General features: G+C 69.4%; 16 protein-coding genes. 6 read left to right on the plus strand and 10 right to left on the minus strand.

Annotated elements, in window-relative coordinates:
* Window positions 1–41: 41 nt before the first annotated feature.
* The 5 genes from OVA17_RS11515 to OVA17_RS11535 are packed head-to-tail and all read right to left on the minus strand — an operon-like array spanning window position 42 to window position 3,159.
* Window positions 42–584, minus strand: a complete 543-nt coding sequence (locus OVA17_RS11515) for a hypothetical protein (RefSeq protein ID WP_267786686.1) — start codon at window positions 582–584, stop codon at window positions 42–44.
* On the minus strand, window positions 581–1,147 hold the full coding sequence (locus OVA17_RS11520) for a GAD-like domain-containing protein (protein WP_170210601.1): 567 nt from the start codon (window positions 1,145–1,147) through the stop codon (window positions 581–583). The genes OVA17_RS11515 and OVA17_RS11520 overlap by 4 nt, the downstream gene beginning before the upstream one ends.
* Before the next feature lie 10 nt (window positions 1,148–1,157).
* Window positions 1,158–2,453 (minus strand): polymorphic toxin type 15 domain-containing protein, encoded by a 1,296-nt coding sequence (locus tag OVA17_RS11525; protein WP_267786689.1) that lies wholly within the window; start codon window positions 2,451–2,453, stop codon window positions 1,158–1,160.
* Window positions 2,450–2,767: a hypothetical protein gene (locus tag OVA17_RS11530; RefSeq protein WP_267786690.1), complete on the minus strand. Its 318-nt coding sequence runs from the start codon at window positions 2,765–2,767 to the stop codon at window positions 2,450–2,452. The genes OVA17_RS11525 and OVA17_RS11530 overlap by 4 nt, the downstream gene beginning before the upstream one ends.
* The gene (locus tag OVA17_RS11535; RefSeq protein WP_267786691.1) at window positions 2,764–3,159 is read right to left on the minus strand and encodes a YbaB/EbfC family nucleoid-associated protein; all 396 of its coding nucleotides are present in this window, start codon (window positions 3,157–3,159) and stop codon (window positions 2,764–2,766) included. Before OVA17_RS11535 ends, OVA17_RS11530 begins: the two co-directional genes overlap by 4 nt.
* A gap of 123 nt (window positions 3,160–3,282) precedes the next feature.
* On the opposite strand from OVA17_RS11535, the gene OVA17_RS11540 reads away from it, so the two are divergent.
* Window positions 3,283–3,585: a hypothetical protein gene (locus tag OVA17_RS11540; protein ID WP_267786692.1), complete on the plus strand. Its 303-nt coding sequence runs from the start codon at window positions 3,283–3,285 to the stop codon at window positions 3,583–3,585.
* Window positions 3,586–3,614: 29 nt separating this feature from the next.
* On the opposite strand, the gene OVA17_RS11545 is transcribed toward OVA17_RS11540, so the two are convergent.
* Window positions 3,615–5,393 (minus strand): Na+/H+ antiporter, encoded by a 1,779-nt coding sequence (locus OVA17_RS11545; RefSeq protein ID WP_267786693.1) that lies wholly within the window; start codon window positions 5,391–5,393, stop codon window positions 3,615–3,617.
* Window positions 5,394–5,505: 112 nt separating this feature from the next.
* Window positions 5,506–6,948, minus strand: coding sequence for a PLP-dependent aminotransferase family protein (locus OVA17_RS11550; RefSeq protein ID WP_267786694.1), 1,443 nt, complete (start codon window positions 6,946–6,948; stop codon window positions 5,506–5,508).
* A 19-nt stretch (window positions 6,949–6,967) separates the two neighbouring features.
* Here OVA17_RS11550 and OVA17_RS11555 point away from each other — a divergent pair, with 19 nt between their 5' ends.
* The 5 genes from OVA17_RS11555 (at window position 6,968) to OVA17_RS11575 (ending at window position 10,128) form a co-directional block, all read left to right on the plus strand.
* Window positions 6,968–7,384 carry a hypothetical protein gene (locus OVA17_RS11555; protein ID WP_267786695.1) on the plus strand — a complete coding sequence of 139 codons (417 nt, stop codon included), beginning with the start codon at window positions 6,968–6,970 and terminating at the stop codon, window positions 7,382–7,384.
* 215 nt (window positions 7,385–7,599) lie between these two features.
* Window positions 7,600–7,884, plus strand: coding sequence for an SAV_915 family protein (locus OVA17_RS16390; protein ID WP_094733755.1), 285 nt, complete (start codon window positions 7,600–7,602; stop codon window positions 7,882–7,884).
* Complete coding sequence (locus tag OVA17_RS11565) at window positions 7,881–8,177, plus strand: hypothetical protein (protein WP_094733593.1); 297 nt, start codon at window positions 7,881–7,883, stop codon at window positions 8,175–8,177. The genes OVA17_RS16390 and OVA17_RS11565 overlap by 4 nt, the downstream gene beginning before the upstream one ends.
* A gap of 38 nt (window positions 8,178–8,215) precedes the next feature.
* A complete protein-coding gene (locus OVA17_RS11570) occupies window positions 8,216–9,346 on the plus strand; it encodes a hypothetical protein (protein WP_267786697.1) in 1,131 nt (376 codons plus the stop codon).
* Window positions 9,347–9,348: 2 nt separating this feature from the next.
* Window positions 9,349–10,128, plus strand: a complete 780-nt coding sequence (locus OVA17_RS11575; RefSeq protein WP_267786698.1) for a hypothetical protein — start codon at window positions 9,349–9,351, stop codon at window positions 10,126–10,128.
* An 82-nt stretch (window positions 10,129–10,210) separates the two neighbouring features.
* Here the strand turns inward: OVA17_RS11575 and OVA17_RS11580 are convergent, their stop codons facing one another.
* Genes OVA17_RS11580 through OVA17_RS11590 form a run of 3 tightly spaced genes read right to left on the minus strand, consistent with a single transcriptional unit; the run spans window position 10,211 to window position 15,766 of the window.
* Entirely contained in the window at window positions 10,211–13,561 is a 3,351-nt protein-coding gene (locus tag OVA17_RS11580) for an ATP-binding protein (RefSeq protein WP_267786699.1), read from the minus strand.
* Window positions 13,558–14,304, minus strand: coding sequence for a DUF4194 domain-containing protein (locus OVA17_RS11585; protein ID WP_420712418.1), 747 nt, complete (start codon window positions 14,302–14,304; stop codon window positions 13,558–13,560). The genes OVA17_RS11580 and OVA17_RS11585 overlap by 4 nt, the downstream gene beginning before the upstream one ends.
* Window positions 14,291–15,766: a DUF3375 domain-containing protein gene (locus OVA17_RS11590; protein ID WP_267786702.1), complete on the minus strand. Its 1,476-nt coding sequence runs from the start codon at window positions 15,764–15,766 to the stop codon at window positions 14,291–14,293. The genes OVA17_RS11585 and OVA17_RS11590 overlap by 14 nt, the downstream gene beginning before the upstream one ends.
* Window positions 15,767–15,773 lie beyond the last annotated feature (7 nt).

Below are 15,773 nucleotides of genomic sequence, written 5' to 3' on the forward strand. Positions count from 1 at the left end.
CCAGAGGTTATAGACCGTCTAGGGCTGGTCGTCGGAGTATTTCATGGCGAGGACGGCGACGAATGCGAGTGGACATAGCTCTCCATCCGGTCCACGACGGAGCCGCGGAACGGGAGCTTCTTGGCGAAACTGATCGGGGACACTCCGTGTACCGATACCAACGTGAAATCGGCATCTTCACGCTCGAACCACAGGTCGTAGATCGGATTCAGGTCCTCGTCGCTGTACTTCATGTTGAGGACTTCAAGAAAAGGGACGCGTCCGTTCTCGTCCAGCGCGTTGATATCGGCGCCGGCATCGATCAGACGTCGCGCGATGCGCGCGTCTTCTCCGACGTCGTGGGAGACCTGACCGAAGAGGACGTGAAGAGCGGTTGCCCCACCATCACCAGCCGTGAGGGGGGCGCCCTCGTCGAGCAAGAAGTGGCCGAGGCTGTATCTACTCGGCAGGTCTTTATTGGCGAGTGCCTGCAGCAGGAGCCCACGTCCTCTCGCGTCCACCTTTTGAGCGTCGCCGGGGCGAAAGAGTGAAAAGAAGGTGCGTGCGGGTTCCCTAGAGGCGGTCGCGAAGAGATCGATGATCAACTCGCAAACGGAATCGGCCCCGCAAGCTGCGTGGTGAACGCGATGTGCTCGAAAATGCGGGAACGGGTCAGGTACTCGACCCCTTCTGGACCTCCTGCAGGCAACGGAAGCTTGTACGCATAGATGTAATCGAAATCCTCGAGGGTGTTGAGTGAGCCATACGTCACGGCAGCCTCGGCGTACGGCGCGTAGTCCATGAATCTGTTGAGCCAGCTCTCCTGGGCTGCGAACAGTCCGATGAGGTCCAGACTCGATCCGACTCCGCCGGTTGCCCGGGCATAGCGGAACTGCAGGACGCGGTACTTCCCGTCGAACGAGACCACCACGTCCCCCATGGCCGTGGCGAGGACCGGAATCATGTCCGACCGGGGAAGAAATTCTCCGATCATCGAGGTGTAGTAATCCGGGTTCACCACGCGCAGGAACCCGTCGGCAGCCAGGCCGAATCCTTGCGCCTGCCACAGCTCGACGAGAGCCGGCTCTACCGACGGGCGGTATCGGTCGATGACCGCCTCGGGAACCGGGGCAACCGGCACGAAATCTCTAAACAGTTCGACACTCATCATCGAAATCCTATCCGCCGAGTTTGATGTTGAGGAGGGTGTTCCGGAGTTGCTCCGGCGTCATAGTCGCAGCGATGTCTCTAACCGCTTGCTCGAGATCCGGGACGCGTGACCGCCATTGAGAACCGATTGATGAGTTGACAGCGGCATCCCCGACTCCGTCGAAGTCGAGGGGATCCCCGCCAGCCACAGCATCCAACCGATGGATGGCATGTTGAGACTTCATCCACTCAAGGGCAGCTTGCTCCGCCTCGTCGTACGGCATGCCCGACCGCACGCGCTGGGCGATCGCGTCACTCAGGGCGACCTCTCTCACCGCGGCCTGTTCGGCCTTCACTGCGCTCGAGCGGTCCCCGGTGAACTCATCCCTCCGCTGCAGCCATGTCTCGAACGTCGTGTTGTCCAAGACGTCCTGAGCGTTGGTGATCTGACGATCCCACTCGGGGCGACTGTGCTTCGTGTTGTACGTGAAGTCGACGTCCAACTGAGTCGGATGGCGCACGAGGCTCTCGGCTGCAGTTTCCGCGGCGTGTACCGTGCTGGAGCCTTTGCCGCCCCCGGCCCACTTCGTCAGGAACTGCAACGCCTTGCCCGCCATGCCGCTCAGCTCGTCGACGAGCCCGCGGAGCTTCGTGAAGGCGTTCACGACGGTGGTGATGGTCTTGCTGATGCGCGGGACGAGTGCGGAGACCCGCGAGCCGACCTGCGCCGCGATCACGGGCGTCGCGAGACCGACTGTCGCGACGGCGGTGATGGCGGCGGAGATCGCCATGCCGACGATCTGACTGATGGCGTCTCGGACGAGATCATGGGTCATCTGCACGAGCGACGACGCCATCGACAAGCCCGTCGAGATCGCCCCCGCCCATTGGCCCGAGGTCGTGAGGTGCTGCGACAGCCCCTGCACGTGCGCCGTGTACGCGGTGATGGTCTCACCCGATAGCCCGTCGAGGTCAGCGAGCCGGTTCTGCGCGGTGACGCCGAGCTCGCTCATCCGGGCGCCCACGTTGCTCCAGGTCGCGGCGAATGCCTGGACTTCGGCCGCGTTCCCCGTGAGATCGTTCAGCCATCCCTTGAGCGGCTCGATGTGGTCGAGCAGCCACCCCAGGCCGTTAGCGATCAGCGTGCCGATGGGGTCCATCACGGCGGCGACGGTGTTCATCGCGGCCGAGAATCCCGCGATCCCTCCCTCGACCCAGTTGCCGCTCTGGATGGCATCGGCCAGAGCCTGCCCATCGGTGACGAGGAAGGCGCCCGAGAACGCGGATGTCGTATCCACGGGAGCCGCCACGAGCGAGTTGCTCATCCAAGGCCTCCCTCGAGGTGCTTCGTCACCTGGATGACGGTCTCTTCGAACGTGTCGAAGTCGGTGACGACTGCGCGTAACTCCTGCCCCGTGCGTTCGAGTACGCCCTCCGCGCCGTTGATGTGCTGAGAGACCGCCCCCGACACCATTCCGACAGGGGGAACGATCCAGGCGCAGAGAACGCCGAACGCCCCTCCGCCGAGGTTGACGCTCTGAATCGCCGATGCGGCCTCGGCAGCATCCGAGGCCAGCTGCTGCACGCGCGAGGCGTGCTGCAGCAGAATGTCCGCATCCATCCGGATCTGCTGGCTCATCGCAGCCCTCCTCGGCGCGTCACTCCGTCGTCTTCCTGGTCGGGAATGAGCTCCGCGGCCACGACGCCGACGATGGGGTCGGATTCGCCCATGATCTCGGTGGTCACCTCTAGGGTGCGAACGCGGGCGTTCTTCGTCGCCTTCGCGATCAGCTCCATCACCTCGGCGCTGACGCGTCGGCCCCCGCGGTCCAGCGCCGCGTCCGCGATCTCGAGGTCGCGCACGACCCCCGCCGCGTCCACCTCGACTGAGATGTCCCGGGTGCGTGCCACGGCCTTCGCTCGCACATCGGCGATCGCGGCCTGCAGCGCGGGCAGCTTCTCGCCGCGTTCCTGCGCTCGACGCGTATCTTCTTCGATCCGCGCGAGCGTCTCTTCCGGTGATCCGTACACGCTGCGCCCCCACCCCGGCCACTCGCGGCAGACGTTCCTCCACAACGCGCGGCAATCGTCACTTATCCACAGACGAGGGTAGGTCGGAAAGCCGTCGAACAGGATGAGAATCGTCTCATCCGCGTGCGAGCGCCTGGCTCAGACGACGGCCTGCAGGGCACCCGCGCGCGCGGCGACGTCGACTGGCCGTGGGACCTGGTGGGCGAGGTCACCGTCGCCGGGCCGCCCGCGACGCTGTCGCTCACGATGGTCGACGGGTACGTGCCGGTCACGTGTTCGATGCGCTACCTCGGCGCAGATCCCCATCAGGTAGCGGCGATCGTCCGTTTCTTCCGCGACCATCCCGAAGAGCGCGGTGTGCTCGAGACCGGGGGAGAGGCGGCGCTCAACCGCGCAGCAGACGTGCTCCGTCCCGTCGGGGGCTGATTACGACGCGGGACATCCCGCCGATCCCCCTACTCGCTCGCCTTCTCGAGCCCCCGCGTGCGGATCTCCTCGAGGTCGAGGCCCGCGAGGATCTTCCGCGCGACGAGGTCGTCGATGGTGCCCTCGCGGCGCAGTCGCAGCAGCACCTCGCGCTTGCGGTCCAGCACCGCCAGCCGCAGTCGCTGCGCCTCCTTGTGGCGAAGCAGGGGAGAGCGCTGGGTGACGTCGATGTCGTCGCTCACGGCGATCATCTGCAGGGGCCCGGTGAAGGCCGCTGCCTCGTCGGGGCTGTCCGCCGTGCTGTCGGCGCCCGCGCGGCGACGCTCGGCTTCGGGCACGTCGGGCGGCACCGGTCCCGTGGAGGAGGGCTCATCGCCGAGTGACGCGTCGAGCTCGGCGAGGTCGCGCTCTTCGATCGCGCGTTGACGCGCGATCGCGCGGGCGTTCGCCAGCTCGAGACGCTCGTAGCCTTCCCGTCGCGCACGGTCGCGCACGCGATCGCTGATGCCGTGCTCGGTCGCCAGGTCGTCGAGGGCGGCGAGGGCGGCACCCGAGATCGCGCGCTCGGCGAGCTCGTACTCCTCGATCGCGGCGTCGTCGTTCGGAAGCTTCGCCCACCGGATCACGGCGGGCAGCAGGGGACCCTGGACGAGCAGGGTGAGCACGATCACGCCCGCCGTGACGAACACGATGGCGTCGCGACCGGCCACGGGTGCGCCCTCGGCCGTGGTAACCGGCACCGACAACGCGATCGCTAGCGATACGGCGCCGCGGAATCCCGCCACCGTACTCACCACGCGAGATCGATGCCTCAGCGACCGCGATGATCCGGCGGCGGGTCGCGAGAACGGCGAGAAGAGCCACTGGAACAGGTACCGCACGACGAAGAGAGCGACCCACGCCGCAACGGTGACCAGGAGCAGCAGACCGATCTCCGACCCCGAGATCTCGTGCAGCACGAGTTGCACCTCGAGCCCGATCAGCACGAAGAGCGCACCGTTGAGCAGGTAGACGCCGAAGGGCCACGTGGCATCCGCCGCTCGTCGCGACATCGCGGTGGTGATGCGCGGCGACACCCACGCCATGATGAGGCCGGCGAACACCACGGCGAGCACTCCCGAGGCCTCGACGAGTTCGGCGATGAGGAACGACACGAACGGGACGAGCACCATCGTGAGGTTGATCGTGAGCGTCGACTGCATGCGGCGCAGGGCGAAGAAGGCGGCGGCCGCCACCGCGACACCGGCCGCCGCGCCACCGAGGTACGACAGCAGCACCATGCCGGTGATCTGCAGCGGCGTGATCTGGTCACCGAGCAGCAGGGCGACGGCGATCGCGTAGAGAACGAGCGCGGTGCCGTCGTTGGTGAGGCTCTCGGCCTTGAGCTTCATGAAGGTCTTGGCGGGCAACAGTCGTCCGAGCGCTGCGACGGCCGTGGCGTCGGGCGGAGCGACTGCGGCACCGAGCACGAGGGCTGCTTCCCACGGCACCCCCATCCACGTCGCGACCCCGGCGACGGCGAAAGCGGATGCCACGACGAGAAGCGTGCTCATGGGGATGATGTAGCGCAGCGACCGGCGCACCGACCTCAGAGAGGTCGTCCACGCCTCGCGGAACAGCATGACGGGCAGGAAGAGCAGCAGCACGGTCTCGGGCGGGAGCTCGATCTGACGGAGCTCCGGGATGAAGCCCAGGGCGAGGCCGATGACGAGCAGCACGAGCGGTGTGGCCACGCGCAGTCGCGGTGCAAGGACCGTGCCCACGAGCATCGCGAGGCCCAGCAGAACCGTGATCTCGAGTCCCTGCATGCCTGCCGCCCTTCGTCGTGCCCCTGGACACAGCGTAGAGAGCGTGCGGAGAATTCCCGAGCGGCGTCAGCCGCGGGGTGGGAGGGCCGACGTCCCCGTGCGCGCGTCGTCTTCAGTCGCGATCTCGATATCCCTCCCACGCGTCGGCGAGTCGCCGCAGTCCCTCATCGAGCAGGGGCGAGGTGATCGGCACACGAATCCGATCGTCGGTGTCGATGTCGGACGAGAACGCGGCCGACCCGGCGACCGAGACGCCGAAAGCCGCAGCGTGCCGCGCGAACGCCGCGGCCGAGCCCACCGGCATCCGGGCCCAGATGCAGAGGCCTCCGCGGGGCGGTCGCCATTCCCAGTCGGGCAGGTGCGACGTCAGGAGGGCGCCGGCGCGCAGGGCGGCCTCGCGGTGCGTCACGACGGCATCCCGTCGCAGTGCGGGCGCCTCGGCGAGCAGATCGAGCGCGAGCAGTTGGGCGGGCACGCTCGTCGACAGATCCGTCGTCTGGCGGAGGCCCCGTAAGCGCCTCACGAGTACTGGATCGGCGCGCACCCACCCCACCCGCAGACCCTCCCAGGCCCACTTCGACAGCGACTCGACGGCGATGATCGGCGCGTCCGGCCGCAGGGCCGCGAGCGAGGGGGGAGTGACGCCGTCGAATGACAGGTGCGCGAGCACGCGATCCTCCACCACGGTGATGCCGTGCTCGGCCGCGAGGTCGGCGATCCGCTGTCGGACGAGCGGGTGGGTCTGGATGCCGGTCGGATTGTGATTGTGCGGGTTCAAGGCGATGAGCACGGGGCGGCGCACGACGATGGCGGCCTCGAGCTCTGCGACGTCGATCCCGTCGGCGGTCAGGCGGATGCCGTGCACCAGGCCGCCGCGGCGGCGCACCGCGTCCGTGAGTCCGGGCCAGCTGACGTTCTCGGTGAGCACGGTGTCGCCGGGGGAGACGAGCTCTTCCACGAGGAGGCTGAGCGCCTGCTGGCCGCCGTGCGTGACGAGGATCTGCGCGGGCGTGGTGGGCGTTCCGTCGTCGGTCACGGTCTGGGCGATCAGTGCGCGCAGGGCGGGCAGGCCCGCGGGGTCGGCCTCGGCGGTGGTGGCGTCGAGCACCGGTCGGTGACGGTGCACGATCTCGACGGCGCGCGGCGCGATCGCCGGTACCGCGCGCAGCAGATCGATGTTCGACGACAGCGATGCGTAGAGGGCCTCGCCGCGCCCGGCCCGTGAGCGCGCGGCGGTGGGCGCCGCCCCCGCGATCCGCGTCCCGCTGCCTTGCCGGCGGTCCAGGATGCCGTCCTCGTACAGCCGCGCGTACGCGCTGACGACCGTGCCGCGCGAGACGGCGACGGTCGCGGCGAGGGTGCGTTCCGAGGGGAGGCGGTCTCCGCCGCGCAGTTCTCCCTCACGGACGAGGCGGGCGATGCCGTCGGCGAGACTGGCGGACAGAGTCGCGTCGGTCGTCGCCCAGCGTCCGAGGCGCGCGGCGAGGGCTTCGGCCGAGACGACAGCCGTCCGGTGGTCCACCAGGGCGGAAGTGGCTCTGTCGACGAGGGTCATAGCCCCCGATTCTGGACCAATGACTCGTCGTGAATCAGCCGAACCGTTCGTTCTCAGTCCACTGACCCTCGATTGGACCATTGGCGAGCTGCTCGCGTGGATCGGCGCCGAAGATGCGCGCTGTCACGACGAGGGGCTGGCGGAGCTTCTGGATGCCGTGCTCTCGGCGCTGCGTCCCGGGTCGCCGCGCGCGGCCGGATCGCCGTCCAGCACGGTTTCACTCGTGCGGGAGGTCGCGGTGCGGGTGTCGGAGGAGCCCGCAGTGGGACGACGACGACTGGCCGAGCTGACCGTCGCCGCCGTCCACCGTCGCGGCGATCGCGAGAGCAGTGCCCCGCTCGCCGTCGCGTCCGTCGCGACGATCGTGGCGGCGGCCCAGCCCCTGATGGCGAGGGCCGTGCCGGCGATACCCGCTCCCGCGGTGCCGGCGTTGTAGTACCGCGTGAGGGGACGGCGACGCGGCGGCGAGTGCGAGGCATCGGGACAGGGCGGCGTGCACCGAAGGGAAGCGAGCGCGCGGTCGGTGGGCGATGGTGTCGCCCCGCCTCGCCCTTGACCGGCTGGACGCGGACACGAGGGTCCTACTAGTCTCGTCGGACGAACTCGACGTGGGGGGCGAGGATGTCACTGGGCGGAAGTCTGAAAGACACGATGCGCAAAGAGATCCTCGTTCCGCCGGCCCTGTACCTTCCCCTCGTGGATGATCCCGACGGTCAGGGCCAGCTCGCGGTCGTTCAGAAGCTCGCCGATGGTCGGCGTGGACTGCTCGCCTACACCGCACTCGACAGGCTTGCCGACGCATGTGGTCATGAACAGCCCTGGATGCTGTTGATGACGTCGCAGCTCGATCGGATCCGGCAGGTCCAGCCCTTCGATGTCGTCGCCTTCGACATCGATGTGCCACCACATTCTCGTCGGGGAGGGCGGCTCGGATGAGTGACCCCATCTATGTCGACCGAGAGAACATGACGCGCCGGATGGGTCTCGTCGTCGACGAGGTGGATCGTGTCGATGATGCGTTGGCTTCCCTTCCCGGTGCCGCGGACGGCGGGGCCGCCTCCGCGCTCATCGGTTTCATCGCTGGTGCTGCCGCGGAAGCGGCGAACGAGTACGCCGGCGCGGTGCGCCTCGTGGGTGCCGTGACCGACAGCGTCCTCGACGACGTACGAGCGACCGAAGAGCAGATCCAGAGCGAGATCTCGCAACTCGAGGAGGGGCTCCAAGACTGATGCCGATCGATGCGAGAATTCCCGGCGACCCGGCGAGTGTGCGCGCGACTGCCGACTGGCTCGATCGCGTCAAGGAGGCGTACACGGGTGCCGACCTCGAACTCACCTCCCTCTGGAGCGACTCGAACTCTTACTGGACGGGCGAAGCGGGTCATGCGTGGAGGTCCGCGGTCGGCGACATCCGCAGTCGCGCGGACGAGGTGCTGGGTTATCTCGGGGATGCGGTAGAGGTTTTCCGCGCGTACGCCGCGCGATTGGAGCGAGCCCAGGATGATGTGGCGACGCTGCGCTCTCAAGCGGACTCCGTGGGGCTCGAGGTCATCGGTACCAACGTTCTCCCTCCGACGACCTCGCTCTCTTACTGCCCCGGTCCCGGTGCGCCCTCCGCCGATCTCGAGGCATACGACAGATACATCTCGCTGGTTGCGAGCTACAACGACCTCGGTACTCAGATCGGCACGATGATCGGAGAACTGGACGAGTGGGTCGCTGAGCACATGGCCCCTCTTGTCGCCCGGGTGGACACACTTCAGAAGCTCGCGGGCACGGTTTCCGCCCTTGCCGCAAAGGGGAACGAGTCGCTCGCGACGTCGGTGCTCGACGGATACGAGAGTTTTTACGATCAGACCCTGAGCACCTGGCGTAAGGATCACGACGCTCTGCAGTCGGCGGCCGAGACGTTCCGCGATCAGCTGCGCTCCGGTAACCCTGCTCTCCGTGCGGCGGCTGAGGCAGCGGATCCGAACGGGATGCGCGCAGGGGTAGAAGAGCTGGCAGAGCAGATAGGTCGAGTTTCGCGGGTGACGCGTGTTCTCCCCGTCGCGGGTAACGTCATCGACGTCGTCTCCCTCGCCGCGGACGTCGCCGACGGTGGGTCCCTCAGCTCGGGCGTTGCAGAGATCGCCGGGGGCGTGGCCGGAGGCGCTGGAGGCGCTGCGGTCGGCGGTGCCGCGGCGGCTGCGTTGGGCAGCAACCCGGTCGGCTGGGTCATCGGCGGCACCGTGCTCGGTGGTCTGGCCGTCGGTGCCGGGGCCAGGTGGCTCTGGGAGGCCGCCGTCCCCCTCGAGTCGCGCGAGAGCATCGACGACTTCTTCACCGGTAGCCCGCCGCGGCTGGAGGGGTACGTGCCCCCGTCTCCCCGGTCACGGCCATACGTAGGAGCGAACTGACAGTGGCCATCAATACGTCGTCGCCGAGACTCCCGTCCACCGCGCCCCGCGTCCCCGTGTTCCCGAATGGTCGACGCCCGTCGTGGCTCGTCGTCGTCATCGCCCTGTTCGCCGTCCTCCCCGTTCTGATGGTCGCCGCCGACGACCGACTCGGGCTCCGCCTCGTCATGGGCGCTCTCACCGTGACCATCCTCGGGGCCGCGATATGTCTGAACGTGCTCTTCGGAACGATTCAGGAACGTCTGCTGCGCGTCGACGCCTCAGCATCCGGGATCTGGTTCCGTCCGGCTCCGGCGGCGACCGCGGTGCCCTTCGTGCTGGGAGCCCTGCTCCTTCTTCCCGCGATCGCCCAGATCGTGGTGGATGCCGGGAACCTGGCCACCATGCCGTCGTTCCTCCTGACTCGCGCGCCCTATGCCCTGGGCCTCTTCGGCGTCGGCGTAATCGTCGTGAGTGCTCTGCGTCTGCGCGAGCCCGCCGGTCTGCGTCTGGCGCAGGAAGGTCTCACAGGCATCCGGGGCCGCGGTCGAGTGAACTGGTCGTGGGATGAGCTCGCTGAGGTCGGGGTCGGTTCGGGGCCGGTCGCCAAGCTTCACCTCATCGCGACGGGCGCGGGCCCGCGCGTCGAGGCGCCGATGCTCGCGCTCGGCTCAGACCCCAATCAGGTCGCCACTGTGGTCCGGTACTTCCGCGACGACCCTGCGGCTCGTTCGCAGTTGAGCGAGAAGGGTCCCATGATCCTTCGCCGAGTGGACGACTCTCTTCGCGCTCTCGAGCGCTGACCGACGGCGCGCAGGAATCCCGCGATGCCGCGAGTGCGGACCTCGCAAGCCCCCGCACCGCCACCAGCGCGAGGCGCGGCGCTCACTCCGCCGCCAGCCCCACCTTCGCCTTCGCCCACGAGCGCCCGCGCGTGTCCTTGAGGATGTCGTACTCGACGTCGACGTGCGGTTCGATCGCGCTGTACTTGTCGTTCGGGGCCCCGATGACGAGCTGGAAGCCGAGGCCGCGCCACGCGCCGATCGCGCGCTTGGTGAAGTGGGCGTCGGCCTTGATGAGCGCCTCGTCGAGGAACACCGGGGCATACCGCGGCCGTTCGGCACCGGCATCCCCGAGCTGATACCGCAGAGCGGCGCCGACGATGAAGGCGATGAGCTCCTGCGACTCGCCTCCCGACTTCTCGCCGATGTGGTCGTAGAGGGCGACGTGCTCGCCGGTGTCGGCGCGGAAGCGCTCGGCGCTGACCCGCACGTGGTTACGCACGTCGACGAGGTCGGCGAAGTCGGGTGCGGTCGGCCGGATGCGGCCGATGAGCCGCGCCATCCGCCCGTACACGGCTTCGCGCTCCTCATCGGATGAGGCGGCGTCGATCGCGGCCCGCACGTCGCGGAGCTCCCGGCGGAAGCGCTTGCGCACCTCGGACTGGCTCTCGCGCGGCACGATCTGCAGCCGGTGCTCGTCGTCATAGAACGGCAGATCCTGCATGATGTCGTTGATCGGCGCGATGCGTTCGCGGATCTCGCGCAGGGCCCGGGTGAGAGCGGAGTCGAGGCTGGTGAGGTCGTTGCCCGACAGGCGTAGCAGCGAGTCGCGCCACTCCGCTTCGAGCTCGTGCAGGCCGCTGGCCTCGAGGTCGGCGAGGATCCGCTCGAAGTCGCCGAGCGAGTCGTCGGGGTCGGCGAGCAGGTTGGGGCTCGGCCACCGGTCGGTGAACGCGGTCATCGTGCGGCGGAGGCTCTCGCGTTGGTCGCTCCACGTCTCTTGCGCGCTCCGCTGTTCCTCGAGCAGGCGCTTCGACGCGGACTCGAGGGCCGCGTCGAAGCGTGCGAGTCGCTGCGACGGCGAGAGGTCGTCGCCGGAGGGCGCCACGAACAGCCCGTCCAGGTAGGCGACCTCATCGGGGGTGAGCGTCATCTCGAGGTCTTCGGCCCGTTCGAGCAGGATCTGCGCGGCATCCACGTCGTCGGTGATCTCGGCCCAGCGCGCGGCCAGCGCCTGCTGCTCGGTCTTGGCTCCGCCGATCTCCTCGCGCAGGCGCGCCACGCGGGCCTTCGCGCCCGAGATCTGCTCCTGCAGCTCGGCGATGCGGGGGTTGCCCGCGGTGATGTCGACCACGGTCTCGTTCCAGCGGTCGAGTTCGCGTTGAACGGATGCCACGTCCACCTGGTCCCACGACAGATCGGCGATCTTCTCGAGGGCACCGCGCCGGTTGTCGAAGGCGTCGAGGGCGGCGGCGGCCTCATCGACCGCGGTCTTGGCGGTGGCGAGGTCGCGGCGCACGGTGACGATCTGTTCGCCGAGCTCGGTGAGGCGCACGCGCGACGAGAATCCCAGGATGCTCTGACGCGCCGACCCGCCGTGAGCGCCGCGTGCGCCCTGGCTCGTCTGTCCCGAGATGGTCAGGGCCATGCGGTGCTGCGACAGCTCCGATACGGAATCGACGCACACGAAGGCGAACTGCTGCTCGAGTCGGTCCTGCAGCCACCCGGTGAAGGGGGAGCGGCGGAACTCGAGGCGCCCGGGAAGGGTCGCGGGGTCGAGCCCGCCGCGCTCGGGCAGGTCGGTGGGAACGCCCTCGAAGCGCAGTCGCTCGGCGAGGCGCACGCCGTCGATCGCGGAGCGGAAGGATGCCAGATGCGCGGCGTCGACGAGCAGTGTCGTCGCGAATCCGCCCAGGGCGAGGGTGAACGCCCCGCGCCACGGCTCGAACTCGGTGCGCACGTCGACGAGCTCGGCGACGAAGGGCAGCTCGGCGGCGGTGAGTCCCGCGGCCTCGGCGAGAGCTTCGCGGGCTTCGTGGAGACGCTGTGGGATGTTGTCGTCGCGGGTCTGCGTGCGCCGGTGCTCGGTCTCGAGGGCGGCGAGCTGCTGGCGCAGATCGGTGTGCCGGCTGCTGGCGGCGACGAAGGCGTTGCGCACCGCGCTCTTGGCATCCGCGTCGGCGAGGGTGCGACGCGCCTCGGCGACGAGGGCGGCGAACTGCTTCTCGGTGGCGACCTCGACCGACAGCACCGCCAGCGCCGCCTCGAATCGCTCGCGGTCGCGCTGCATGCCGGCGAGGCGCCGCTCGAGGTTCCGGAGCTCGCGTTGGGCGGCGTCGAGCCGGTCACCGCCGGCTGCGCGCAGCACGTCGCCGAGTCCCTCGCGCTCCGCTTCGGCGGCGTCGGCGAGGGACTGGCGTTCGCGCACGAGCGCGTCGGTGGCGTGGGTGCGCTCGCGCAGCTCGGCCTCGACCGCTTCGAGCAGGTCGACCCGGCGCTGGGCGCGCCAGAGCGAGGCGCGCGAGTCGGGGTCGCCCAGACGGCCGAGCGCGTCGATCAGGCGCAAGCGCTCGGCGGCGTCGTCGATGCGCGTCTTCATCCCGCGGATGGGCTGCAGCGCACGCACCTGCTGGCGGGCTTCGAGCATGCGCGTACGCGTCGACTCGAGTCCGTCGAAGTGCGTGACGACGGCGTCGGCGACGACGAGCGTCTCGGGCTCCTCGAGCACCATGCGCTTGTACAGGTCGTCGACGGTGGTGATCTGCTGCCCGGCCTGGATGCGCGCGAGAAGGCTCATGGCTTTCGTTCCCGCGCCCGCCGCCCCGATGCCGAGCACCGCGTGCAGCCGCGCCGAGAACTCGCGGTCGGTCGCGAGGGTGTCGAGGCCCGTGGCCCGGACCGCGGAGTCGGAGAGGTGGCTCTGCGCCGCCCGGTCGAGCTGGCGCAGGTCGAACGCGCCGTGCACGGTTGCGCGCACCTTGACGGCGTCGTCGAGCGTGCGCGCTGCCGCCGGGATGTACCAGGCGCGCACCGCGGTGAACCGGGCGCCGTCGTGATCGGCCCACGTCATGGCGATCGCGGTCCACGTGTCGACGCCGTCGCCGCGCAGCACCCGCACCTTGGTGCCCTCGTCGGTGCGCGACTCGTCGAGCTTGCCGCGGCCGTACGAGAGGATGTTGCGTTGCTCCTGCCCGCGCGGGCGCCCCACGACCGCGCCGTTCGACGCGCCGTTGAAGGGGGTGGTGTGCGGCATCATGAGCGCCACGTAGGCGTCCATGAGCGTCGACTTGCCCGAGCCCGACCCGCCGCACAGCAGCGTCGCGGTCGGCGCGAAGCGCACACGGTGCGTGCCGTCGTAGCCACCCCAGTTGATGAGCTGGAGGTCTTCGGCGACCCACTGCTGCCCACGCGATGCCGCGGGGATCAGCCCGAACAGCGTCTCGAGCATCGTCATGCGCTCTCCTCCTCGAATTCTCCGGATGCCACGACCTCGGTGTCGGCGTCCGCCTCGTCGAGGACCGCCGCCGGGGTGCCGGCATCCGGGATCTGCTCTTCCAGCCAGCGCTGGAGCTCGCGGAGGACCTCGGCGCTGAGCACGATCTCGATGAGCGGGCCGATGCGGTAGCGCCCCTCGGACTCCTCCTCGATGATGCCCTCGCGATCGAGACGGGCGATGGCGGTGCGGACGGCCCGCTGCTGGCTCGCGCGCGTGCCGTCCGTTTCGCTGAAGTAGGTGAGCACGGTCTGCTCGACCTCTTCGACGTCGACGCGGGCCGAGGCGGTGCCGGCGGTCGTCTCGCGCTGGAACACGGTCCGCAGATAGACGAGCACGAGCGTCTCGGCGCGAGAGTACGCCTCGTCCTTGAGCAGGATCGGCACGTCGACGTCGTCGCTGCGCACCTGTTCCTTGTAGGCGACCCCGCGCGCGTGGTCGACGACGAGCCGCACGAACAGATCGTTCAGGCGGGACTCGATCATCTGCTGGTGCTCGAGCAGCAGCTTCCACTCGGCGGGGGAGTTCTCGGCGACGAGGAAGCGCCGCTGCAGGATGCGCACCAGCACGCGCCGCACGTCGGCGTCCAGGATGCCGCGGTCCCCGGCGAACAGCGCGTCGGGATCGTTCTCCATCGCGACGGGCGAGATGAACGCGGGGGTGTCCGTGTCGGGGGCGGACGGGTCGATGTCAGTCATCGGCATCCGTTTCTGTCGTGCGGGAGGCGGTGACCGCCCCGAAGGCGAAGCGACGGGTCGTGCCGTCGGGGCGGACGGCCTCGACGATCGAGACGTCGTCGGTCTCGATCAGTCCTCCGCGGTGGACGATCTCGAGCAGGCCCACGAGGTCGACCGGGCGCCGGGTGTCGGCCCCGGCTGCGGCGAACGCGGTCGCGAGGTCGAAGCCCTCGCCGAGGGTGGCGACGTAGGCCTCGAGCTCGGGGTAGTGCGGCCCGCCCCACGCGCGCGTGTCGGCGTCGACGAATTCGACGTCCTCGTCTCCGGATGCCAGGGGCTCCGGCGCCCCGGGAGGACGCACGTCGCTGAGAGACCGGCGCAGGTGCCCGATGTCGGCGAGGGGGAGCGTCCGCACGGGCTCGACGCGGCCGGGGGAGCGGGTCTGGCTCCAGCGGTGCAGGCCCGCCATGACCGCGCGCAGCAGATCGTCGACCTGGCGGTCGCGGATGGGGTCGTGGGTGCGCACCTGCGCGGTGATGACGTGCGAGGCCCGCCGCTGGGCGGTGAGCACCTCCTGCACGCCGGCCTCGACGCGGCGCGCGATCGCGTCGAGCTCGCCGCGCTGCTCGGGCGTCATGAGGCGCGAGAAGGGCTGGGCGAGCACCGCGTGCAGCTGGTCGGTGAGGTCGTCGATGTTCTCGGGGTCGCCGATCAGACGCAGCGCGCCCTGGAACGCGCGGCCCTCGGGGGTGGCCTGCATCACCTGGCGCCCGCGCTCGAGGTATTCGCGCAGCACCTCGCCGGTGGGGCGCACGTCGCGACGCAGCTCGGCGACCACGTCGCGCTGCATCGCGGCGATCGACTCGGCCACGCGCGAGAAGTCGGCGGGGAGTTCTCGCGCGAGGTGGATGACGTTCTCGGCCTCTTCGAGCAGGTGATCGTCGTCGAGAGGTTCGACGATCCCCTCGTCGAGGGCGGCGATCTCGGCGTCCAGGGCCGCTCTCTCTTCGAGCAGCGCCTCGCGGCGACGGGCGGGGTCGCTCTCGGCGTCGCGCGCGAGCCGGTCGACGGCATCGAGCAGGGTCCGCACGCGAGAGCGCGAGACGCGCGCGCGCCCGCCGCCGGCGCGACCGGCGATCTCGAGGGCGCCGACCGCGTGCGCCGAGAGCCGGTACACCTCGACGTCGTCTTCAATCTGCAGACCGAGCCACCCCACGCGCACCCATCCGCGGCAGATCTCTCGAGCGGAACCCGCGGGGATCCGCCGGTCGTCGTCGGTGTCGATGCCCGCGGCCCGCAGCTCCTCGATCGCCTCCGCGACCTCGACGTGGGCGTCGGCGACCGCGACGGCGGGGCGGTCGGGGGTGAAGACGATCGACAGCACCGCGACGACGAACGGCGCGAAGCGTCCGTGCAGCAGGTCGAGGGTCGGGTTCTTGAACGCCGTCACCGAGCGCAGGTACGCGGCTTCGGTTCGGGTGCTGCTCACTGGCTGA

The organism is Microbacterium sp. SL75 (assembly GCF_026625865.1).
GTDB lineage: Bacteria > Actinomycetota > Actinomycetes > Actinomycetales > Microbacteriaceae > Microbacterium.

Excerpts from the sequence above, each read along its gene's own strand:
- OVA17_RS11585 (WP_420712418.1), bottom strand. The coding sequence starts at position 14,304 with ATGCCGATGACTGACATCGACCCGTCCGCCCCCGACACGGACACCCCC.
- OVA17_RS11580 (WP_267786699.1), bottom strand. The coding sequence starts at position 13,561 with ATGACGATGCTCGAGACGCTGTTCGGGCTGATCCCCGCGGCATCGCGT.
- OVA17_RS11545 (WP_267786693.1), bottom strand. The coding sequence starts at position 5,393 with ATGCAGGGACTCGAGATCACGGTTCTGCTGGGCCTCGCGATGCTCGTG.
- OVA17_RS11550 (WP_267786694.1), bottom strand. The coding sequence starts at position 6,948 with ATGACCCTCGTCGACAGAGCCACTTCCGCCCTGGTGGACCACCGGACG.
- OVA17_RS11565 (WP_094733593.1), top strand. The coding sequence starts at position 7,881 with ATGAGTGACCCCATCTATGTCGACCGAGAGAACATGACGCGCCGGATG.
- OVA17_RS16390 (WP_094733755.1), top strand. The coding sequence starts at position 7,600 with ATGCGCAAAGAGATCCTCGTTCCGCCGGCCCTGTACCTTCCCCTCGTG.
- OVA17_RS11555 (WP_267786695.1), top strand. The coding sequence starts at position 6,968 with ATGACTCGTCGTGAATCAGCCGAACCGTTCGTTCTCAGTCCACTGACC.
- OVA17_RS11520 (WP_170210601.1), bottom strand. The coding sequence starts at position 1,147 with ATGAGTGTCGAACTGTTTAGAGATTTCGTGCCGGTTGCCCCGGTTCCC.
- OVA17_RS11525 (WP_267786689.1), bottom strand. The coding sequence starts at position 2,453 with ATGAGCAACTCGCTCGTGGCGGCTCCCGTGGATACGACATCCGCGTTC.
- OVA17_RS11530 (WP_267786690.1), bottom strand. The coding sequence starts at position 2,767 with ATGAGCCAGCAGATCCGGATGGATGCGGACATTCTGCTGCAGCACGCC.